The sequence below is a fragment of the Campylobacter showae CC57C genome (assembly GCF_000344295.2).
In the GTDB taxonomy this organism is placed as follows: domain Bacteria; phylum Campylobacterota; class Campylobacteria; order Campylobacterales; family Campylobacteraceae; genus Campylobacter_A; species Campylobacter_A showae_B.
In genome coordinates, this window is record NZ_AOTD01000182.1 from 1 (window position 1) to 20752 (window position 20752).

22 protein-coding genes are annotated in these 20752 nt (G+C 46.9%); 4 read left to right on the forward strand and 18 right to left on the reverse strand.

The genetic code is table 11. From position 1 onward, the window contains the following. From nadD to H740_RS06880, 3 genes are all read left to right on the forward strand, one after another. A partial coding sequence (gene nadD / locus H740_RS06870) for a nicotinate (nicotinamide) nucleotide adenylyltransferase (RefSeq protein ID WP_002952697.1) occupies positions 1–520 on the forward strand: 520 nt, incomplete at its 5' end. Beyond that, positions 505–831, forward strand: coding sequence for a ribosome silencing factor (gene rsfS, locus H740_RS06875; RefSeq protein ID WP_002952699.1), 327 nt, complete (start codon positions 505–507; stop codon positions 829–831). The genes nadD and rsfS, both read left to right, overlap by 16 nt. A 734-nt stretch (positions 832–1565) precedes the next feature. Further along, entirely contained in the window at positions 1566–2393 is an 828-nt protein-coding gene (locus H740_RS06880; protein WP_002952701.1) for a dienelactone hydrolase family protein, read from the forward strand. Between the two features lie 259 nt (positions 2394–2652). On the opposite strand, the gene H740_RS06885 is transcribed toward H740_RS06880, so the two are convergent. The 18 genes from H740_RS06885 to ribE all read right to left on the reverse strand — a co-directional run bounded on the left by H740_RS06885 (position 2653) and on the right by ribE (position 19752). Then, on the reverse strand, positions 2653–3969 hold the full coding sequence (locus H740_RS06885; RefSeq protein ID WP_002952703.1) for a PQQ-binding-like beta-propeller repeat protein: 1317 nt from the start codon (positions 3967–3969) through the stop codon (positions 2653–2655). Between the two features lie 211 nt (positions 3970–4180). Continuing rightward, a complete protein-coding gene (locus H740_RS06890) occupies positions 4181–5116 on the reverse strand; it encodes an aldo/keto reductase (RefSeq protein WP_002952705.1) in 936 nt (311 codons plus the stop codon). 213 nt (positions 5117–5329) lie between these two features. Then, positions 5330–6199 carry a KPN_02809 family neutral zinc metallopeptidase gene (gene ypfJ / locus H740_RS06895; protein WP_002952707.1) on the reverse strand — a complete coding sequence of 290 codons (870 nt, stop codon included), beginning with the start codon at positions 6197–6199 and terminating at the stop codon, positions 5330–5332. Between the two features lie 237 nt (positions 6200–6436). Continuing rightward, positions 6437–6784 carry a VanZ family protein gene (locus H740_RS06900; RefSeq protein WP_034957624.1) on the reverse strand — a complete coding sequence of 116 codons (348 nt, stop codon included), beginning with the start codon at positions 6782–6784 and terminating at the stop codon, positions 6437–6439. Positions 6785–6852: 68 nt separating this feature from the next. Further along, positions 6853–8439, reverse strand: coding sequence for an arginine--tRNA ligase (gene argS, locus H740_RS06905; RefSeq protein WP_002952709.1), 1587 nt, complete (start codon positions 8437–8439; stop codon positions 6853–6855). 9 nt (positions 8440–8448) lie between these two features. Continuing rightward, positions 8449–8673 carry a twin-arginine translocase TatA/TatE family subunit gene (locus H740_RS06910; protein WP_002952710.1) on the reverse strand — a complete coding sequence of 75 codons (225 nt, stop codon included), beginning with the start codon at positions 8671–8673 and terminating at the stop codon, positions 8449–8451. A 40-nt stretch (positions 8674–8713) separates the two neighbouring features. Further along, complete coding sequence (gmk, locus tag H740_RS06915; RefSeq protein WP_002952711.1) at positions 8714–9322, reverse strand: guanylate kinase; 609 nt, start codon at positions 9320–9322, stop codon at positions 8714–8716. Beyond that, positions 9323–10888, reverse strand: a complete 1566-nt coding sequence (locus H740_RS06920) for a response regulator (protein WP_002952712.1) — start codon at positions 10886–10888, stop codon at positions 9323–9325. It abuts the gene before it with no gap. A gap of 64 nt (positions 10889–10952) precedes the next feature. Beyond that, positions 10953–11714, reverse strand: coding sequence for a flagellar biosynthetic protein FliR (fliR, locus tag H740_RS06925; RefSeq protein WP_002952713.1), 762 nt, complete (start codon positions 11712–11714; stop codon positions 10953–10955). Between the two features lie 422 nt (positions 11715–12136). Continuing rightward, on the reverse strand, positions 12137–12793 hold the full coding sequence (locus tag H740_RS06935) for an ABC transporter ATP-binding protein (protein WP_002952717.1): 657 nt from the start codon (positions 12791–12793) through the stop codon (positions 12137–12139). A gap of 4 nt (positions 12794–12797) precedes the next feature. Then, positions 12798–13862 (reverse strand): translation elongation factor Ts, encoded by a 1065-nt coding sequence (gene tsf, locus H740_RS06940; protein WP_002952718.1) that lies wholly within the window; start codon positions 13860–13862, stop codon positions 12798–12800. Further along, positions 13862–14662, reverse strand: coding sequence for a 30S ribosomal protein S2 (gene rpsB, locus H740_RS06945; RefSeq protein ID WP_002952721.1), 801 nt, complete (start codon positions 14660–14662; stop codon positions 13862–13864). Before rpsB ends, tsf begins: the two co-directional genes overlap by 1 nt. 283 nt (positions 14663–14945) lie before the next feature. After that, positions 14946–16094: a beta-aspartyl-peptidase gene (gene iadA / locus H740_RS06950; RefSeq protein WP_002952723.1), complete on the reverse strand. Its 1149-nt coding sequence runs from the start codon at positions 16092–16094 to the stop codon at positions 14946–14948. Between the two features lie 191 nt (positions 16095–16285). After that, a complete protein-coding gene (locus H740_RS06955) occupies positions 16286–16501 on the reverse strand; it encodes a hypothetical protein (RefSeq protein WP_002952726.1) in 216 nt (71 codons plus the stop codon). Positions 16502–16596: 95 nt separating this feature from the next. Then, entirely contained in the window at positions 16597–17376 is a 780-nt protein-coding gene (locus tag H740_RS06960; protein WP_002952727.1) for a DUF4198 domain-containing protein, read from the reverse strand. Positions 17377–17679: 303 nt separating this feature from the next. After that, complete coding sequence (locus tag H740_RS06965) at positions 17680–18249, reverse strand: tetratricopeptide repeat protein (RefSeq protein WP_002952728.1); 570 nt, start codon at positions 18247–18249, stop codon at positions 17680–17682. A 122-nt stretch (positions 18250–18371) separates the two neighbouring features. Further along, complete coding sequence (locus H740_RS06970; protein ID WP_002952729.1) at positions 18372–19094, reverse strand: purine nucleoside phosphorylase YfiH/LACC1 family protein; 723 nt, start codon at positions 19092–19094, stop codon at positions 18372–18374. Positions 19095–19119: 25 nt separating this feature from the next. Then, complete coding sequence (ribE, locus tag H740_RS06975) at positions 19120–19752, reverse strand: riboflavin synthase (RefSeq protein WP_002952730.1); 633 nt, start codon at positions 19750–19752, stop codon at positions 19120–19122. Positions 19753–19962: 210 nt separating this feature from the next. Between ribE and H740_RS06980 the strand changes: the two genes are divergently transcribed. Next, a complete protein-coding gene (locus tag H740_RS06980) occupies positions 19963–20601 on the forward strand; it encodes a Crp/Fnr family transcriptional regulator (RefSeq protein WP_002952731.1) in 639 nt (212 codons plus the stop codon). Positions 20602–20752: the final 151 nt, after the last annotated feature.

The following is a 20752-nucleotide window of genomic DNA, read 5'->3' on the forward strand; positions in this document are numbered from 1 at the left end:
CCCGCCTCATCTCGGGCACGACGCCGTCATAAAAGCCGCGCTAGAGCAGCTAGACGCGGACAAGCTCATCATCATGCCGACTTTTATCAGCCCGTTTAAGAGCGAGTTTTCCGCTCCGCCGCTGCTTCGGCTAAAGTGGGCGAACGAGGCTTGGGGCGCGCTGACAAAAGTCTGCGTGAGCGACTACGAGATCGCGCAAAATCGTCCCGTACCGACGATAGAAAGCGTGCGTCATATACGGCAAATTTACGCTGTGAGCGAGCTTTACCTCATCATCGGCGCCGATCATCTAGCAAGCCTAGATAAATGGCACGAGATAGACGAGCTCTTTAAGCTAGCGACCTTCGTCGTAGCTAGCCGCGGCGACGTAGTCGTGCCTGAAAATTTTAAAATTTTAAGCATAAATGCGCCCGTTTCGTCATCGCAAATCAGGCAAAATTTGGACAAAAGCCTGATGATACCGTGCATAGCGGACGAGGCGGCGAAATTTTACCAAGGAAAAACATGCAAGAAAGAATAGAACGAATCATCAAAATCCTAGACGCCAAGAAGGCCGAAGCCATCGAGGCTATCGACATGAGCGGGCGCGAATACATCGCAAAATGCGTCATCATCGCTACCACGATGGGCGAACGTCACGCCTACTCGCTAACGGACGACCTAAAAGAGGGACTAAAGGACGAGGGCGAGCAGTTTTTAGGCATAGAAAGCTCCGGCGACTGGGTCGTGATCGATCTAGGCGACATCCTCATCCACCTCATGAGCGCGCAGTACCGCGCCAAATACAACATCGAAGAGTTTTTAAGCAAGCTAAAAGAGGTAAAAGCTTAAGCTAAATTTAGCTCGCCGCGCCAGTAGCGTCAAATTTGCCTAAAGCGCAAAGCGGACGGTAAATTTGACCAAAGCCGCCGTTTTAACGCTAAGATTTGCCCGATCTTGCAAGCGGCGTGCTTGATTATTTGAGTCAAAAGCCGACATCGCAGGTTTTTGCTTTTATTTAAAAAAGTCAAATTTGAAGCGGACGTCGTCAAATTTAGCGACTTTTCAAACCTATACCGCAAATTTAACTGGCGTAGCAAAAATGAAACTAAAAACCTACACTAAATTTCTCCTGACCGTAAAATCTCCCGCGGCAAAAATCCAAAAGCTAAATAAAATTAAAAATTATCTTACGAAATTTGACTTTTAAGAGGACGAGCAAGAAGGAAAGTTTGCGGTCAAATTTGGCTCCCTAAGTCGGTAAAAAAGGTGGGAGGCGTGACCTTAAATTTAGCCCAAGAATTTGGCAAAAAGCGGATGGCAAGCAGGGATGTAAAGCACTAATTAGACGCGTTTTACCGCGCTTTGGTTTTACAAAAACGGGCAAAAAGGAGCTAAATTTGAACTTTTTAATATGCAAAAGCAACCGATTTTAGCGCGCTACGGTCAAGGCAGTTTTAGCGCCGAAATTTAAAAGCCGACTACCGCGAGTTTTTCCTACTTTTTTAGCGATTATTTTATAAATTAAAAGCCTGCCTTAAATCTATTTTTTATATAATCGATCAAAGTCAAGATAAAGGATGCTTATGTTTAGAAAAACTTTTGTTTTATTGGTTGCGCTCTTTGCGGCGCATTTGTTTGCGAGCGACGCGTACTTGCACACGAGCGAGTCAGCCCAAAAAGGCGTAGCGCAGGCTCAAATCGCGCTTCCAAAAAACGTCACGGGCGGCGATATTTACGTCGGACTTTTTAAAGACGCCCCAAAGACGCAAGCCAAAGCGCCGGTCGTAATTTTCCTGCATGGCTCGTCCGGCATCAATAACAAAATAGGCCTTGACAAATGGCAAGAGTGGCTCGCAAAAGAGGGCATAGCAAGTTTTATGTTTGATAGCATGGCCCTAGAAAATAGGATAACATACAAATCTCCGGCGGATAAGGAAATTTACGAAAAAGTCCATTCGCTGCGCTCTAGCGAAATCAAAATCGCCCTGGATGCGTTAAAAAACACTGAATGGGCGGATACGAGCAAGCTATTTTTAGCCGGCACCAGCGAAGGCGCGGTGGCAGTAGCCAGATACGAGGGCAAGGACTTTTTGGGCAAGATTATAAACTCTTGGTCGTGCGAGGAGAATTACTTTGTAAAAGAGCACAAAACGGCGCTTAGCAATACGCCGGTTTTAAATTTAGTAAGCGATCAGGATAAATATTTTTCTCAAAAAAATAGCTATCTAGGCAACGAAAACGCCACCGGAAACTGCGCCGCAGCCTACGGCGACAAGAAAAATGCGATAGTTTTACTCTTGCCCAATGCTCCGCACACGCTCATAAATTTGCCCGCCGCGCGCTTTGCGACCGTGTCTTTTATCAAAAGCATACTTGAGGGCACGTTTGACGCCGATACGATCGGCGAGTAACGACTGATAAATTTGCGGCGACGAGGTCTATAAATTTTGTCGCCGCGCTTTTTGTCAATGCGTAAAATTTGAGCCGAATTTGAGCGGTCTCGCGGCAAAATACTTCGTTTTATATTTTTTGTATTCAAATTTAGTAAATTTGTTTTAAATTTTAGCATTTAAAATTTGGTCAAATTTGACAAATCTTAGCTCCGCATTTTATTTGCCAAGACCAGCATTTTAAAAACGTTAAAATTTGAGCCGCCATGCCGCGCGTCTCTTACCACCGATAAATTTTATCCTCATAAGCGATCAGTCTAAATTCCTCTTTGTGGTTGCCGTTGCCGATCGTGTGGCTGTCTTGGCCTGCGCCGAGGCGTAGTTTATGCAGCCTGCCGCCGTATGTACCCACGAATAGCACGCTGCCGTCCTCGCTTAGAGCCGTAGACTTTATCGTGCCGCCCAGGTAGTGGCGCCAAATTTTACGCCCGTCCTTGCCGACTGCTCTGATGTAGCCGTATGCATCGCCGAGGATGTAAAGGTCTCGCGTCGCTACGCCCGCATACACGAGCATCTCGTCGTCTACTAGCGTAAAATCCCTATCGCGATATATCTGCACTCCGCGCTTTAGCAGCGCCCTATCCACGCCGATCGTAACTCCGTTGTAGAAGTGGCAGGAGTTTGTGATGAGCTGCGTATCGTCCGCGCTAAAGAGGCAAAAGTGCGGATAATCCATCTGCGCGCCGATGCTGCCGAGCTGCTCGCCCTCGCTATCCATCAGGATGTGGTCGTCGCACTGCTCGCCGGCGACGATGAGAGCGTTGTCGTTTGAGAGGGTCGCGTTGGCCATATCGATATAGAGTGCAGCATTGCCGTCATCGTCCTCGTAGAGCTGCCCGTCCTCATAGATCGGATGGATGAGCTTCGCGCCGCTTTGCGAGATCAAAAATATCCCGTCGTGGCAGCTCAAAAGCACCTTGCTGCCGTTGTTGAAAGGTAAAATTTCAGCCTCGTCGTATGTTAGCTCCACGTCGTGGCTAAATTTCGCGACAGGCTCGCCGCCGCCCTTGCCGTCGTAGCCTTTTATGAGTTCAACCTCGCCCCTCCTAAGAAGGGCGTAAATTTCGTTTCGCTTGGATTTGCCCACCGTAATGACGCCCTCTGCGATAACGCTAACGCGCTCGCCTTCTAGCAGGTATAGCTTCTTACGCCAGCCTTCAGGATAGCTTTGCGAGACGACAAAAAGGGCGTTCTCGCCGCCAAGAGGGCAAATTTGATCGACATTGCCTAGCTTGTCTCCTATTTTATCCTTCTCGTCAGCATCACCTGCTTCATCCTCACACTCCCCAAAGATAACGTTTGACGGCGGAAAATCAGCTCTAAATTTCGCCGTCTCGCCGCGCTCGTTGGCTTCTTTTAACAGCGCAAAAACCGCCTCGCCCAGATGCGCGCGCTCATCGACGGGTTCCTCGCCCTCATAGGCGTCCCAGCCGTGCACCTCGGCAAAGGCCACCATATCGTTTACGGCCTTGGCGTATTTCTCGCCCTTTTCATTCCACTCTTTTTGCCACTCCGCCTTAAGCGCCTCGTAGTCCAAGTTATTCGTTGATTTCCTTATGTTTGTTATCCGCTTTTTCGCTACGATTCGCGAAATTTTAGCCAAGACCGCTAAAGCTAAATTTAACGTCTATCAAGCTAGCAAATTTAGCGCGGCAAATAAGCAAAACGCTCTTAAAATTTGCCATCAACCCAAGCTTGCCGAATTTAAGACGCGCAAATTTGAGCGCAAAACCAGCCTCGTCCGCCTACTAGCTCCGCCAGAGCTTTTCTACCTGCGCGGCGTCCTCGTCCGCGAGCTCAAAGCCGAAAATATCGATATTTTCAAGCAATCGCTCCTTGCTAGCGAAGTTTACTACCGTGCAAACCCCGTGTTGTACGAGCCAGCGCAAAATGATTTGTGACCGCGTTTTGCCGTATTTTTCGCTGATTTGCGCGAGTGCGGGCTCTTTTAGCTCTTCACCGGGCTCGTATAGCAGCTGCACTTGCACGTCATGGTCGGTCACCTTGCCGCGCGTAGCAAAGCGCCGCAGATAGGAGTGCGCAGGCGTCTGATAAACCGCGGGTTTAACTTCGCTACCTTGCGCGATTTTGGCTAAATTTTCGGTCCCGAATTCTCCGAGATGGTCGCAAATGCCGATCGACGCCGCAAGTCCCTCTCGGTAAAGCCGCTGTAAAACGCCCCACGCGGAGCTAACATCGCCCGCCCCAACGCGCAGTAAAAGTAGATCGACGTAGTCGGTATTTAGTTTTTTCAGCGAGTGCTCAAAGCTTTTTATCATGCCGCTTTCATCGCCGTTTTGAGCATCGAGCGAGCTTTGGATAAATAGCCGTCCGCGCTCTAAGCCGCTAGCCCCAAACACTGCCGCTGCGCCCTCCTCGCGCCCGTCCGTATCGATCAGGCGGTAGCCTAGCCCAAGAGCCGCCCCCAGCGCATTTTTGTCTCTCAAGTCATCAAATTTACCAGCGCTAAGTCCGACGATCGGCATCAAAATTCTATTATTTAGCGTGAGATATGGAGTCATCGCGGCAAGCCTCTCGCCGAGATTTTTCGCACCGCTTAGATCTACGCCGTCTGTCAAATTTACCGCACTGGTCTTGCTAGTCTGCTCGGCAAATAAATCCAACCCCGCAGCAAGCCCCGCCGCGCAGGTCGCCGCACCCCTTATGAAGTCTCTTCTTTTCATTTTTGCTCCATTTTTTGATTTATCGCTTGCTGCACCAAATTTACAAGCCACGCGCCGAACAAACCGTGCCGCGCCCAAATTTATTTAAAATCACGGAAATTTAAATTTGAGTTGCACTAAAAGACGTCCAAAAAGTCGCATTTTAATTTATCCAAATGCGGCCGAGTAGAAATTTCGCGCTAGCCAAACGCGGTCCAGAGCCAAAAGTCAAATTTAGATCTCAAGCGCGCACGAGCTTGGCTGTCCGCCTTCAAATCCCTTTTTAAACCACGTCATACGCTGCTTTGACGAGCCGTGCGTAAACGAGTCTGGCGTCACGCGGCCTTGGTATTTTTTCTGTAGCGCATCGTCGCCTATCGCACTCGCGGCATTTAGCGCCTCCTCGATGTCGCCGTCTTCTAGCACCTTGTAGCGCCCCATGTAGTGCGCCCAGACGCCCGCATAGCAGTCAGCCTGCAGCTCGACCTTGACCTGCAGCGCGTTTTGCTCTACAGGGCTTTTCGTGCGCGATTTTAGCTCGTTTATTTTACCGAGCGTGCCTAGTAAATTTTGCACGTGATGCCCGACCTCGTGGGCGATCACGTAGGCCTGCGCGAAGTCGCCCGCGGCTTTGTATTTGGCCTCTAGCTCGTCAAAAAAGCTAAGGTCGAGATAGACTTTTTTATCCGCGGGGCAGTAAAAAGGCCCCATCTGTGAGCTAGCCGTGCCGCACGCGCTAGAAACGCCGTCTCTAAAAAGCACCAAACTAGGCTCTTTGTACTGCGCGCCGCCCGCCTTAAACACCTTGCTCCACACGTCCTCAGTCTGCGCCAGTACCGCAGAGACGAAGGCGACCTTTTCCTTTTCCTGCGGGCTATCTAATGCCGCCCTTTGAGTGCCCGCACCGCCGTCATCAAGTAGCGCGAGAGGATTAAAGCCCATAAAGTACGCGACCGCGCCGATAACTAGCACCACGCGGCCGATGTTTGAGCCCAGCAAAAATCTAATAATCGGTATGAGCGCGCCCAGCGAGCCCATGCTGTTTACGCTGTTTTGCCTTCTATCCTCGACGTTGTCGCTTCGTCTGCTGTCTTGCCATCTCATTTTTTACTCTTTCGTTTTGGATTTTTTCTTAAATTTAGTCGCAGTTTGCGCTGTTTTTCTTGCCGCTTGCTGCTAAATTTAGGGCGCATTTTAGCGACTATTTATAAATTTATCGCTTTAGCCCGCCATTTCGCTCAAATTTGACGCGTTAAATTTGAGTGAATGAAATGCGGCAAATTTGATGGTAAATTTATACTTAAAGGAGGTGATATAGTGAGCGAGTCAGTCAAATTTGACTTAAAATCTACTCCCAAATCGATCCAAAATTCTCGCCAGCAAGATACCAAAAACTATACCGATGCCGTCTGCTACGATATCTAGCAAGCTAAAATAGCGGCCCGGTACAAACGACTGCGCTGCTTCTATCTGGATGCCGTAAGCTAGCAAAATAACAACCTTTGCGCCCAAATTTAGTCTAGAAAAGCCAAAATGCAAAGTAACGTAAAGCGCGGCGAATGCGATGAAATGATTTGCCTTATCCCAGCTGTTTTCGATGAGTTTTATCTGTGCGGGCGTGAGGGCCAGATACTCTATGGCTATCAAAAATATAAAGAAAAATGCGGCGGAAATTTTAGAAAGATTCATGGATTTTAAGTGGTTGTTTTTAAACAAGAAGCGCCGTTTTAAGCGCTTCTAAATTTACTAATTTTGTTCTACATCTTATCTTTTGCGGCGATACCCATCAGCCCTAGAGCCGTTTTTATAGAGAGTGCGACGACGGCGAAAAGCTTTAAAAGCTCGTCTTCGTTCTCGCTGCCTACGACGCGATTTTCATTATAAAATTTATGAAAATTCGCAGCCAGGCTCTTTAGATAGTCGCAAATTTTATTCATCGATCGCGTGTTAAAACTATCGACTAAAATATCGTTTAGCGTAAGCGCTTCAAACAGCAAATTTTTGCCATCTTCGTTCAAATTTGCAAATTTAACGCCCGCGACATCGGCGACGTTTTTGCCCGCTTTTGCGAAAATTTGATTGATCCTCGCGTGCGCGTAGTTGATATAAAATATCGGATTTGAGCTATCCTCGCGCTTTAGCTCGTCTACGTCAAACTCCAAGTGCGTGTCGCAGCGCTTGCTAAGAAACATAAATCTAAGCGCCTCGCAGCCGATCTCCTCGACCACGTCGCTCATCAGCACGACGTTGCCCGCGCGCTTACTCATCTTGTAGGCTTCGCCGTCTTTTAGCAGGCTCACCATCTGCGAAAGTATGATCTCAAGGCGATTTTCGTCGTATCCAAGCAGATGCAGCGCGGCCTTCATGCGCGCGATATAGCCGTGGTGATCGGCGCCCCAGATGTTGATACAGCGATCAAATCCGCGCCTAAATTTATCGTCGTGATACACCACGTCGCCGGCTAGATAGGTGCCGCGACCGTCCTCGCGCACGATGACACGGTCTTTTTCGTCGCCCACTTCACTTGATTTTAGCCAGATTTTACCCTCGCTCTCGTAGATACCGTTCTCGCTTTTTAAGCGGTCCAGTGTGAGAGGGAGTTTATCGTAGTAGCTCTTTTCGCTAGCCCAGTTATCGATGAAAATTTGCGCGTCGGCTAAATTTTGCTTGATCAAAACGAGCACTTTATCCTTGCCAAACTCAGCCAGCTCGAGATTTCGACTCTCGTCGTAAAATATCTCTTTACCGAATTTCTCTAGCGCCTCTTTCGCGATAGGCTCGATATAGTCGCCGCGGTAAAATTTCTCCGGATACGCCACGTTTTCGCCAAATAAATTTTCGCGCGCCCAAAGCGAAATGGACGTGCCTAGAAGCTCGATTTGATTGCCTGCGTCGTTAATATAGTACTCGGTTGCGATATTTTCGCCGATGTGAAGCCCGACGCGAGCTAGCGTATCGCCGAAAACCGCGCCTCTAACGTGCCCAATATGAAGCGGGCCGGTCGGATTTGCGCTGACGTACTCGAGCAAAATTTTCTCGCCGCTAGTTCCGCCGCCTTTTGCAAACTCGTTCGGATTTGCAAGGCTAGCCGAGGCAAATTTATCTAAAAAGCCCGGCTTTAGTTTAAAATTTATATAGCCGTTTAGCGCCGTAGCCTCAAAAACTTCGCTATTTTCAAATTTAGACGCCAGCTCGGCGGCGATGGCTACTGGGGATTTTTTGAGCTGTTTTGCTAGGCTAAAAGTAGGCATCGCGTAGTGCGCCAAGCCCTTGTCTTTTGGCTTTTCCAGCGCAAAATCAAAGCCCAAGGCGCCTTTTATCTCGTTTATTACGCTTTTTTTCAACGCCTTTCCTTACGCGTTTTTAGCCGTATCTTCAGTCTTTGCGGCGGTTGCGGTTTCTTCTTTTTTCTCTTCTACTTTTTCTACGTTCTCGGCTTTTTTATCGTCTTCCATTTCTGATTTAAAGCTCTTTATGCCCTTACCTAGGCCTTTTGCGAGCTCGGGGATCTTTTTTGCTCCAAAAAGCAAGACCACGATAAGTAAAATAATAAGCAATTGTTGGACGCTTGGACCCATTTTTTCTCCTTTTGATTTTCGTTATATTAGCATAATTTTATCAATTATTCCATTTGTTAATAATCTCTTTTGCGTCTAAATTTGACGTTTTTAGGCGCATCGAGCGCAAAATCCCGCGCAAATTTTCGTAGCATTTTTGCAAGTCGTCGTTTATCAAAAAATAATCGTACTCTAAGATATGTTCCATCTCGCCGACCGCGTTTATCAGCCGTTTTTCGATAGTTTCTGCGCTATCGGTGCCGCGATTTTGTAACCTTGATTTTAGCTCGTTTTTGCTAGCTGTCGTGATAAAAACAGATGTGATATTTTTGGCAAATTTTGATTTAGCGATATTAAAACCCTGCACGTCGATGTCAAAAATCGCTATTTTACCATCTTCAAGCGCCTTTAAAACGGGCTTTAGCGAAGTGCCGTAGTAGTTGCCGTGCACGCACGCCCACTCCAAAAACTCATCCGCATCTATGCCTTTTTTAAACTCGTCTTCGCTTGTAAAATAATAATTCACGCCTTCGGTCTCGCCCTGTCTCGGCGCTCTCGTTGTGCTTGATATCGAAAAGTAAAGATCGTTTTCCTCTTTTAAAAGACAGCTTAAAAGCGTGCTTTTTCCGCTACCGCTGGGGCCGGAGATAATTAAAATTTGCCCCTTCAACTACTTTTCCTCAAAGCTTATATTGATTTTTATGTTGAGATTTTTTAGAGCCTCTCGGAGCTCGCCGTCTTGCAACGAATTTTCTAGATTTTTAGCCACGGCGTCTGAAATTTGAGCCTTTAGCTCGTTTATCTTTGACGTCGTTTGAGCTTTTTGCGAGCTCAAATTTACCGCTTCGCCGCTCGCAAATCCGCTCTCGTTAAGCGCTAATGCAATATCTCTTTCGCTGATTTGCTCGATGTCGCCGTACTCACTCGGATCAAGCTGCTGCGCTATTTCAGGCTCGTTTTGCATAGCTTCGGACTCACTGATTTCTTGCTCTTCTTGCTCGGAGCTTATTTCCGTCTCGCCTTGCTCTTCTACAGCAAAAATATCATCCGCAAGCTCGTTATCCAAAACATCTTGAGCTAAATTTTCCTCGCTCGCTACGTCTATATCGTCTAGCAAAAACTCATCGCCCAAGGCGCTATTTTTGATCTGCACCGTTTGCTCGTCGGACTCGTCAAATTTCATATCCATATCGGCGAAGATATCCTCTTGCTCCTCAGTTTCTTCTATTGCAAATTTATCGTAATCTTTTGCTTGCTCAAGGCTTTGTAGAGCCTCTTGCTCGCCCGCTACGTCCATATCGACAAACTCATCCGCACCAAGCCCGTCCACCGCTTCAAATTTAGCACCCAACGACTCGTCGTCCGTATCCAAATTTTCAGACAGCTCGTCCATCTTGTCTATTTCGTCGATTTGATGCTTGATATCCTCGATACTGCCGTCAAAATCAAGCTCAAATTTATCCTCAGCCTCTTCAGGCTCATCTTCGCTGTCCGCGGCGACGAACTGCGTTGCGCCGAGTTCAGGCTCGTCCGTTAGCTCAAATTTGTCGCCCAGAAGCTCGTCAGGTATATCCAAATCAGCAGAAAGATCGTCAAATTTATCGTCTTTTGCAGCTATTTCAAACTCGTCAAACTCCGTCGGCTCATCGTCCGCATCGTCTAAATCCAGCTCATTGCCTTCGAGCTTTTCGCTTAGCTCGTCCATGTCGTCGATAGCTTTTACGATCTCGTTTAACTCGTCAAAGGCGCTGTCTTTGACTGACGTCACTTGCAAATCATCGTCAAATTCGTCATCCAGCTTAAACTCGCTCGCGTCTGCCTCCAAGATCTCGTCTTCAAATACATCCCCAGTTGGATCATCTATAAACTCAAATCCCTCGACCGACACTTCAGCGGTTTCATCGTTCGTCGCAACAGGCTGCTCGGCACTCTTTGTCTTGCTAGCCAGATCCTCTACGATAGTTATAAATTCCGTCGGTAAAAACGGCTTTGGTAGTATCCTGTCGGCATATTCAAAGGTCGGAGAATTTTTAGAAGAAAGGTATAAAATTTTATTTGCGAATTCTTTTAGGTTCATCTCTTTTACGTCGATATCGCTATCCAAGATAAGCACGTCAAAAACGCCGCTAAGCTCGCTGGCGTCGCCGATCTCGACATATTCGTAACCCATTTTGCTAAGAGCCAGCGTCGCCAAACGCGATACCGCGGGGTTGGCGTTTACAAGAACGATTTTCACGAATTCTCCTTTTTATGCCTAAAAAACGTATTTTAAAACATTTTCCATTACTTCAAGCTTAGTTTTAGAAAAATAGCGACGGAAGATCGTTGATAACGCGAAGCACGAGCTGTCTAAAAAGCTCCATCATGCCCGCTAGTATAGCGATCAGCACGGCAAAGCCGATCGTGATCTTGATCGGATAGCCAACGACCAGTAGGTTAAACTGCGGCATCGTCTTCATCAGCATACCAAAAATCAGATCTGAAAGCAGCGAGAGTGCCAAAATCGGGAAGGAAATGATAAATCCAAAAGTAAACAAATTTATCATAGATTTTGAGGCGTACTGCACGATGTCTGGGCTCGGGTAAAAGCCGCCTAACGGAACGTGCGTAAGCGAATTTGAGATAAAAAGCAGGATAAGATGATGCCCGTCGAAGGCCAAAAAAGTCATGAGTGCGAGGAAATTTATGATATTTGAGATCACTGGCGAGCTAAGGCCGGTCTGTGGGTCGAGCACCGAAGCCATCGAAAAACCCATGATCATCGAGATCTGCTCGCCTGCCAGTTGCAAACTGGCAAAAACAATATGAAGCAGCAGCCCGGCGCAAACTCCCAGCGCCGCCTCACTCACGATCTCTACGGCCAGATAGTAAATCTCGCCGCTTTTGATACTGGCAAGCGGAAACAAAAATAGCGTGAGCAAAAACGAAAATGCGGTCTTGACGCTCATAGGGATTTGCTCATGCCCGTAAAATGGGAAAAATAGCATCAGCCCGCCGATACGCGCAAACAGTAGCATAAAAGTGATGACGCGCTCGGGCGCGAAAAACTCGACTAGCTCCACCTGACTCTTTCGTTTTAAATTTAAATGCCGTTATTTTAGGGTTAAATCCTTGAAAATTCGGTAAATTTGAAAGACAGATGAAAACGTGCGGAAATTTAGGCGTGATCAAGGGCTTTAAAATACCGCTTTATCTGCCAAATTTTATACGTGCCGTTGCTACTTTTTAAATTTAGGAGGTTTAAATTTGGCGGCTGCTTTTAGCTTTTGTTTTGGGTCAAATTTTAGCTTGTCGTGCGGTAAATTTAAAAAATTGCTACGCTTTATAAAATACGGCTACGAGACTAAATTTGATCATAAATTTTGTTCGTTCAGAAGTAGTCGCTTTAGGCGGTTTGCGATAAATTTAAACTCGAAAAGCAGCTTGCAAATTTGAGCTTAAATTTTAAGCCATGAATTTGAAAACTCGTCGCCTATAAAAATATTTAAATAGCTTCAGGAGAAATTAAGGAGAATTTTTTGTCTTCGAGGCGGTAAACTTCGTCGCATCTTTGCGCAAGTTCATTGTCGTGCGTGACTAAAACCAGTGCCGCATCGTTTGCTTTGATATAATTAAACAGCGTTTGCATCACTTCGTTTGCGGTCTGTTTGTCTAAATTTCCCGTCGGTTCGTCGGCAAATATCACGCGCGGTTTTTTACAAAGTACCCTAGCGATCGAGACGCGCTGCTGCTGTCCGCCGCTTAGCTCGCCTACTTTTTGATTCATTACGCCGTCTATCTTTAAATTTGCCAAAATTTCATCGTCGATTTTTTGATCGGACAAAACAGAGGCTAGCTCGATATTTTCGTGTGCGCTAAAGCCTTTAAAAAGATAGTGCGCCTGGAAAATAATACCGAAATCAAATCTGCGAATGCGCAAAAGCTCGTTTGCAGGTAGTTCGTAAAGCGACTTGCTGCCGTAGATAACTTCGCCGTTTTTTGGTCGCAAAAGAGTAGAAAGTATATGAAGTATGGTTGATTTGCCGCAGCCGCTAACGCCCGTTATAGCGCAGCTGTCGCCGGCATTGACGCTTAAATTTACATCCTCAAAGAGCGTATAATCATACGCAAAGTCTAGATTTACGCCCTTTAAGATTTCCATAAATTTAGCCTATTTGCGCCGCAACCTCGGCCGCAAAGTCCTCGTTTTTCTTCTCTAGGCCTTCGCCAAGCTCGAAGCGAACGTATTTTACTACTTCGATCTTGCCGCCCAGCTCTTTGCTTTTTTCTTCAACGACCTGTTCGATAGTTTTTTTATCGTCCATTACGTAAAACTGTCCAAGTAGCGTAAGGCGCTGGTCTAAAACGGTGTTGTCGGCGTAAAATCTCTCGATCTTGCCGGGGATGATTTTATCCCAAATTTTCTCAGGTTTGCCCTCGGCTTTTAGCTCTTCTTCGATAGCTTTCGTAGCCTTAGCAAGCTCTGCATCGCCTATCTGGCAGCGGCTAGCATACTCTGGGATGTGATGAAGCGGCTTGCCTAGGCGTTTTAGCTCTTCGTTATCTTTTTCGAGCTCGGCGCGAAGCGCGATAAATTCTTTCTCGACAAACTCTTTATCAAGGTCTTTATAGCTTATTACGCTTGGCTTCATAGCAGCTGCGTGCATGCATAAATTTCTTGCAAATTCAGCCGCTTTGCTTGCGATTTCCGCGCTTTCGCAAGCTAGACCGATTAGTACGCCTACGCGGCCGTTTGAGTGCACATAGCCGTTTACTACGCCTTTGTCGTCCGCTTTTATAGTCTCAAAGCGGCGAACGACCAAATTTTCGCCGATAGTAGCGATCTGGCTCTTGAAATAATCCTCAAATTTAACGCCGTTGATAACGCTTGCGTTTAGACTCTCGACGTCTTTTATCAAATTTGTTTGGATGTGCGCCGTAGCGTCTTTGGTCAAATTTTGAAACTGAGCGTTTTTAGCGACGAAGTCGGTCTCAGAGTTTATCTCGCTGATAGTTGCGGTTTTGCAGTGATCGCAAACAACTACGCTCACAAGACCCTCGCTAGCTAGGCGATCAGCCTTTTTAGCGGCCTGACCTAGACCTTTTTCGCGCAATATATCAACAGCTTTTTCCATATCGCCGTTAGCTTCGGCTAGCGCCTTTTTGCAGTCCATCATTCCGGCTCCGGTTGATTCGCGGAGCTCTTTTACCATTTGTGCGCTGATTTCCATTATTCTTCGTCCTCGCTGAAGTCCTCAGAGAAGTCTTCGCTCGCAGCCTCGTTTACGACTGCGTCTTTTTCAGCTTGGCTCACGGCCTCTTTGCCTTCTTCTTGTTCGCCGCCGTCTTTTTCAAGCTGAGAGCGTCCCTCGATGATAGCCTCGGCCATCTCTTGGCAGAAAAGCTGAACCGAGCGGATCGCGTCGTCGTTGCCAGGGATCGGGAAGTCGATAACGTCAGGATCGCAGTTTGTATCGATCGGAGCTACGACAGGGATTTTTAGGCGATTAGCCTCTTGAACGGCGATTTTTTCTTTTACGGTGTCGATGACGAAAATCATATCAGGCACGGTTTTTAGGTTTCTGATACCACCTAGAGACGCTAGAAGCTTCTCTTTTTTGCGGCGAAGCATTAGCGCTTCTTTTTTAGTTAGTAAATTTATAGAGCCGTCTTCTTCCATAGCCTCGATTACTTCGAGTTTGCGGATAGATTGGCGGATGGTGCCGAAGTTTGTCATCATGCCGCCTAGCCAGCGGTGATTTACGTACGGCATGCCGCATTTTTCAGCATACTCTTTTAGAGTTGCGCCGGCTTGTTTTTTAGTACCTACGAAAAGTATAGTTTTACCCTCTGCAGCCGCGTCGCGAACGACGTTATAAGTGTAGCGGAAGTAGCGGATAGTTTTTTGTAGATCTATGATATAGATACCTTTTCTCTCGCCGAAAATGAATTTTTTCATCTTCGGATTCCATCTGCGTGTTTGGTGTCCAAAATGAACGCCGCACTCTAGCAAATCTCTCATTGTTACCATGAGTTTTCTCCTTGTGGGTTGCCCCGAAATTTAGGTTTCTCCTCCACACCCATTAACATTTGTTTTTGACAAACGCAACCAAATTTTAGGACTGGTGTGTGTGAATTGAAGCTTGGATTATATTTAAAAATAACTGAATTAAAGCTAAATTTAATATAATCCAAGCATCGGCGCAGTTAAATTTTACGCCATAAAGATGAGATGCTCGCAAAGGTCGCGAGCAAAATTATTCGTCAAATTTTAGCTCAGTAAATTTAAAGAAGCGGTAAATTTGCTCTAAATTTTACTCAAAAAACCCCTTTTTCACGAGCTTGCCCTCTTTCACGCAAAACTCCCCTTTCGCGATCACGCTATCTAGGTTTAGAGCTTCGTCAAATACCGCAAAATCGGCGTCAAAACCTACTTTTATCTCGCCTTTGCCACTTAAATTTAGATATTTTGCGACGTTTTTGCCCATCATGCTTAGCGCTTGCTGGATGGTTAGGATTTTATTTTTCACGCAGGCTTGAATGACCTCTAAATTGGTCTCGCACGAGGCACAGCCGTAGCCCACCAACGCGCCGTTATCATCAAATATAGGCACGCTGCCGTTGCCGTCCGAGCTCATCGTTAGGCGCTCTAAATTCAGACCGTTAGTAAGCCCATACACGATGGCTTCATGAAGCGGGGCAAATTTACTTCCGCCGCTCGTGATATCGATGTAGCCGCCCATTTTTTGAAATTTGATCGCTTCATCAAAAAGCTCCTTCGTCCGCGCGCAGTGCGTCGGCGAAAAGTAATTAACCGGGAACGAATAATCCTTGATCACGCTAAAAATCAGGTCAAATCTATCCGCGAGCCCGCCCATATGCATGTGCAGCACGCCGCCTTTTTTCGAGATCATGCCGCCGATACGGATCTGCGTCAGGGTCTTGATGAGCTCCTGTGCGGTCGGGTAGCTGCCGCGGTTGTCGCTCATCGCGATCTTACAGCCGATGACCTTGTCGATGAGCACCAGATCGCGCGTGACGGAGCCCGTAAATGTGACGCTAGGCAGCGCATAAGAGCCGGTGTGGATGAAGGTCGAGATACCCTCATATTCAAGCGCCTTGGCCTTTGAGTAGAGATTTTCTAGGCTCCTCGTGCACCCGTCGGTACCCAGCGTGCCTACGACCGTCGTCGTGCCGTAGCGGATGATTTGCGACAATGTTATTTCGGGCGTGCGCGAATGATAACCCGCCTCGCCGCCGCCGCCCGTGATGTGCACGTGCTGATCGATGAGCCCCGGCGCTAAAATTTTGCCCTCCAGATCGTAAATTTCAAGCCCGTCTATAGTAGAATGGCGAAAATCAAGCCCCTTAGAAACGGCTAAAATTTTACCTCCGCCCACTAAAACGTCGCTCCTGCCGACGTGCTCTGGCGCGTATAGATCGGCATTTTTAAGTAACAGCATATTTTCTCCTTTGCTTTGGGTTTTTGATTGTAAATTTTACGTTTTTTAGCTTTCTTGACTGCGATGTCACGCCGTCATTTTACATCAAATTTGATAAAAACCGGATATTTCGATTTTTATTGGAAAAGCGGTGTTTTGAGTGATGCTTGGTTTTATTTTTGTAGATTTAGCAGGGAGTCAAATGTAGCCGACTATCCGCTTAGTTGCACGCTTTCTTCTATCTTCATTAGCCCCGTAAATACGCGCCTGGCGGCCTCTTTTTGCTCGCTAGAGATTTCGATCTTTTTCTCGTTTAAAAGCAAATTTACAAGCTGCTCGTTTTGCAGCGTCTGGACGTCAAATTTTCTCGCATTTGCGGCGATTTTTGCCGCGAGAGGATTTTTTGATTTAAAATTTTCGTATGGCATTTTTCCTCGTTTTTGAGTTAGGTTACGAGGCGATTATATGAAATTTAAGGTAAATCCGGGCTCAAATTTTACCCAAAGCCCGAATTTACGCCGATTTATTCTTTTATATCAAAGCCCAGCGTCGTTTTTAGCGTCTCTTTGTCGCATTTTGCGGCATCCGGATAAGGCCTTTCATAAATCACCTCAAACACCCAAAAGCCCGGCCTTAGCGCTACGACTTCGGTGACACCCTGCGCGTCGGTCATACCGTAAAACGCTCGCTTATCCTCTAAAAATCCCGCAAAAGTGCCGGTTAGTTTGGCGTGTTCTAGCGGTTTGCCGTCAGCCAAAACTTGTAGTTTAAAGGGCTTATCCACGCGAAAACTAGCCGGATTTTGCAGCGGCACGATCTCGATTTTCTCTCCGACGGGCTTAGCGACAAAGTCGTCTGCTTCGCCTAAATTTAGGATTTTTTTGGACGTTATCGTCATCAGGCGGCAGATTTGCACGTCGCTTAAATCTTTTAGATCAAGCTTATTTTTGTCAATAATCCACTTGCCGTCGCTACGCTTTTTTAGCGAATACATCGGATTTTGCCGCGCAAGCAGGATATAGGTGCCTTTGTCCAGCTTTTCGCCCTCGTAGCGGTAGTTTTCGCCGCTTTGCGCTAGCTCTTTTTTCTGCCCGTTTTTGCCGATCAGGATAACGGGCGCAAAAAGATGGACGCGCTCTTGCATTATAGGCTCATAGTTTGGAAAATCGTCGCTATAACCCATTTTTGCGACGAATTTACCCGTCTTTTCGTCGTTTGCACCGTCCACCCAAAACATATGCGCCTGCGCCAAACAAACGGCTCCCGCAAGTATCGCAGCGGCAAAAATTTTACGTGTTTTCATGCTTTTCCTTTCGGTTATTTTTGATATTTGATATCAAATTATAGCTAAAAATAGATTAAAATTTGGATTTATTTTTGGAGAGATTTTTAAATTTTAGATTTACGGCTTTATTTTGCAAATTTATACGCCAAATAGTTCTCTTAATCGCCAAAAGCAAAATTTAAATAATTTTTACGAATTTACGAAGACCAATCGTGTCTTGGCGAGTAAAGCATTTAGATTTAGCGCAAAACTCGGGCGCATTTTTACGAAAAGCAAGACGCAAAACGTGCAACCGAGTTAAATTTAAGGCTCTAGACTAGCTTAACGCTTTAAAATTTTAGCGTTTTCGCAGCCGACGTCTAGCCCCATCTTGCACGCTTTTTCATAAAATTTAACCGCGGCTTTGACGTCCGCATTTACACCCATGCCGCGCTCGCTCATATATCCAGCTTCGTTGCAGCCTTTAGCTAGGCCCAGCTCGCATGCATTTTTATAGAGTTCGTATGCTCGCGCTTCGTCTTTTACTGCGTCCACGCCAGTCTGGTGGGCGTACGCTAATGCGTAGCAGCCCAGCTTATCGCCCATTTTGCACGCTCGCTCGTAAAATTTAGCCGCCGTCCCAGGCTGCTTTGCCGCGACCTTACCGCTAGCGATCATAGCGCCGATATCGTAGCAAGCACGCGCATGTCCGCCCTCGCACGCTAGATTAAAGAGTCTCGCCGCCTCTTTGAAATCCGAAACTCGGTACATCGCTAACGCGTCTTCAAACTGCTTATTTGCAAAATTTGCAGGCGCGCTCGCAGGGGCAGTTGCCATCTCGTTTGAGGATCTTGTTTGCGCTGCAAAGAGCGCGCTCGCCGCAACAATCAAACAAAGTAAAATTTTTCTCATACTGACTCCTTTTTATGAGGTTTCGATTTAAATTTTAGCCCTTTTTAATAAACATAAATGAAATTTTAACTAAACTCGCCCGGCCTCACTCTCGTCTACGCCCAAATTTGGGCCATGTATGGTTATTTTGGCGAGATTTTGTTTATCGCAAAGCCGCAAAATCGTCCCGTGATACCATCTCTGCGGTAGGAAAACAGCCCCTGCGTCTCAAGCGTGCAGCGCGGATCAAACTCCACTCGCTCAACGCCAAGCGCGGCAAATTCGTCCCGCAAAGCTGCCTCCATGTCAAATTTGCCGCCATTTTTATAGCGGTTAAACGCACCCAAATCAAGCTCGCCCACCTCGTAGTTTCGCGCTTTGATATTTGCGCCGACAAACACGCGCAGATAGCCCGCCTTGCAGCCAAACTCGCTCGCCATCAAATTTACTGCGTTCGTGCAAATTTTACCCGTTACGCCCGCTCTGCCCGCATGCACTGCGGCAACCACGCCGCACCGCTCATCTGCGATCAAAACCGGCGAGCAGTCGGCAACCAAAATACAAAGCGCTACGCCTCTAAGCGCGGTTATCACGCCGTCGCAAGGCGGTAGCTCATCATCAATATTTCGCAAAATTTCCACGCGATTTGAATGAATTTGACGCATAAATTTTAGATTGCTAGGCGCGACGCCGATTTGTTCGGCTAGGATTTCTCGATTTTTAGCGACGTTTGCAGGCTGGTCGCCGACGTGATCGCCTAAATTTAACCCCTCGTACACCCCTTCGCTTACTCCACCAAAACGCGTCGTAAAGCCAAGCTTCAAGCGCTCGCTCTCAAAAACTACTTCAAAAATTCCGCGCTTCATTTCCGTCAAATTTAACCCGCCAAGCCTAATAAAGGCTCGCGATATGCTGCGACTCGTCCCAGCTGATCTCGCTTTTGCCGCCGTTTTGAGTACTGCGGCCAAACTCTAGCTGCCTAGCCACGTAGCGCGCGAGCAGATCGCTCTCTACGTTTACGCGGCGTCCCGGCTCAAACTCGCCGAACAAGCTCTCTCGAAACGTGATCGGGATGATCGTTAGGCGCACGCCGGTGGGCAAAACTTCGTTAATCGTGAGGCTCACACCCTCGACTGCGATGCTACCTTTGTTCGCCATCAGCGGCATGACGCTAGAGGGCAAATTTATATAAAAATCAACCCCGTTTTCGCGCCGCTCTATACGCACTACCTCACCGATAGCGTCGATGTGGCCTTGTAGCAGGTGCCCGTCCACGCGGTCTGCTAGCCGCATCGCAGGCTCTATGTGCACGCGTCCGCGCAAGTTTTCCGTCGCGACGTGCGCTCTGGTTTCAGCGCTAAGCTCCACGCTAAAGCCGTCTGAGTGCAGCTGCGTCACGCTAAGACAAGCGCCGTTTACAGCGACACTATCGCCTAAATTTGGGCGGTATGCGGCTTTTAGTCGTAGGGTATTTTGCGAATAGCTCGCAACCTGCGCGATCTCCCTAATCAGTCCGTTAAACATTTTTCGTCCTTAAATTTTGAGCTATTTTATAAAATTTAGCCTCAGAACGGGCTAAATTTGCCGACCAAATTTTAACAACTTGATTCTTACCGCGGCGTAAATATGCAAAACCGGCAGAGTAATCGACCGAGGCTTGATCAAAATTTAATACACTTTAAAAATATTTAAGATAAAATAATCGCCGAATAATAATCATAAGAAACGATAAACTTGAAAAAATCACGACTAGGCCTACTTGAGACCGATATTTTAGACGTTTTGAACCAAAACGAGCTTGCTAAATTTAATCGCGAGCTCCTAGCCAAAGGCGCCACGATCTACGCAGAATCAATAAAAGTCGTGATAATTAAAAGCGGCTCGGGCAAGCTCTCGTTTTTCGAGGATGGCGAGGAGTTTATCGTCTATCATCTCCAAAAAGACAACATCTCGATCGTGGACGACGTGTGCGTGCTAGAGATCCTGGAGGATAGCGAGATCTACTCAATCGACGCGGGCGATATGGGCGAGCTGCTAAAAAACGAGAGATTTGCCAAAGCATACGCCGACACGCTCGTAAATATCTCCTTGCTGCAGCGCCAAATCATAAAATCGATACTTTTTGAAAGTGCGAAAGGGCGCATAGCAAACTTTCTCGTCGAGCTCGCCGCCGAGCAAAATTTGACGCAAAACGGCTACCACTACGTCTTTTTGCCGTTTTCGCTAAAGGTGCTTTCAAGCTTCGTCGGACTCAAACGCCAAAGCGCAAGCACCGCGTTTAACGAACTAATCAAAGACGATATCATCAGGCGCATAACTCCGCATGAGTTTTTGATAGTGGATTATGAAAAGCTGCAAAGCTATACGAATTAAATTTTAAATTTACAAGCCCATACCCGCACGGAAAAAACGCTAAATTTGAGTTTTTAAATTTAATGCAGTTAAATTTGTAAATTTAGTAAGCTATGTGATAAATATTCAAGACGGATTGTGTGTAGTTTAAATAGTTTTTGATTAGGCGTGA

Excerpts from the sequence above, each read along its gene's own strand:
- rsfS (WP_002952699.1), top strand. The coding sequence starts at position 505 with ATGCAAGAAAGAATAGAACGAATCATCAAAATCCTAGACGCCAAGAAG.
- H740_RS06880 (WP_002952701.1), top strand. The coding sequence starts at position 1,566 with ATGTTTAGAAAAACTTTTGTTTTATTGGTTGCGCTCTTTGCGGCGCAT.
- H740_RS06890 (WP_002952705.1), bottom strand. The coding sequence starts at position 5,116 with ATGAAAAGAAGAGACTTCATAAGGGGTGCGGCGACCTGCGCGGCGGGG.
- ypfJ (WP_002952707.1), bottom strand. The coding sequence starts at position 6,199 with ATGAGATGGCAAGACAGCAGACGAAGCGACAACGTCGAGGATAGAAGG.
- H740_RS06900 (WP_034957624.1), bottom strand. The coding sequence starts at position 6,784 with ATGAATCTTTCTAAAATTTCCGCCGCATTTTTCTTTATATTTTTGATA.
- H740_RS06910 (WP_002952710.1), bottom strand. The coding sequence starts at position 8,673 with ATGGGTCCAAGCGTCCAACAATTGCTTATTATTTTACTTATCGTGGTC.
- H740_RS06935 (WP_002952717.1), bottom strand. The coding sequence starts at position 12,793 with ATGGAAATCTTAAAGGGCGTAAATCTAGACTTTGCGTATGATTATACG.
- tsf (WP_002952718.1), bottom strand. The coding sequence starts at position 13,862 with ATGGAAATCAGCGCACAAATGGTAAAAGAGCTCCGCGAATCAACCGGA.
- rpsB (WP_002952721.1), bottom strand. The coding sequence starts at position 14,662 with ATGGTAACAATGAGAGATTTGCTAGAGTGCGGCGTTCATTTTGGACAC.
- iadA (WP_002952723.1), bottom strand. The coding sequence starts at position 16,094 with ATGCTGTTACTTAAAAATGCCGATCTATACGCGCCAGAGCACGTCGGC.
- H740_RS06955 (WP_002952726.1), bottom strand. The coding sequence starts at position 16,501 with ATGCCATACGAAAATTTTAAATCAAAAAATCCTCTCGCGGCAAAAATC.
- H740_RS06960 (WP_002952727.1), bottom strand. The coding sequence starts at position 17,376 with ATGAAAACACGTAAAATTTTTGCCGCTGCGATACTTGCGGGAGCCGTT.
- H740_RS06965 (WP_002952728.1), bottom strand. The coding sequence starts at position 18,249 with ATGAGAAAAATTTTACTTTGTTTGATTGTTGCGGCGAGCGCGCTCTTT.
- H740_RS06970 (WP_002952729.1), bottom strand. The coding sequence starts at position 19,094 with ATGAAGCGCGGAATTTTTGAAGTAGTTTTTGAGAGCGAGCGCTTGAAG.
- ribE (WP_002952730.1), bottom strand. The coding sequence starts at position 19,752 with ATGTTTAACGGACTGATTAGGGAGATCGCGCAGGTTGCGAGCTATTCG.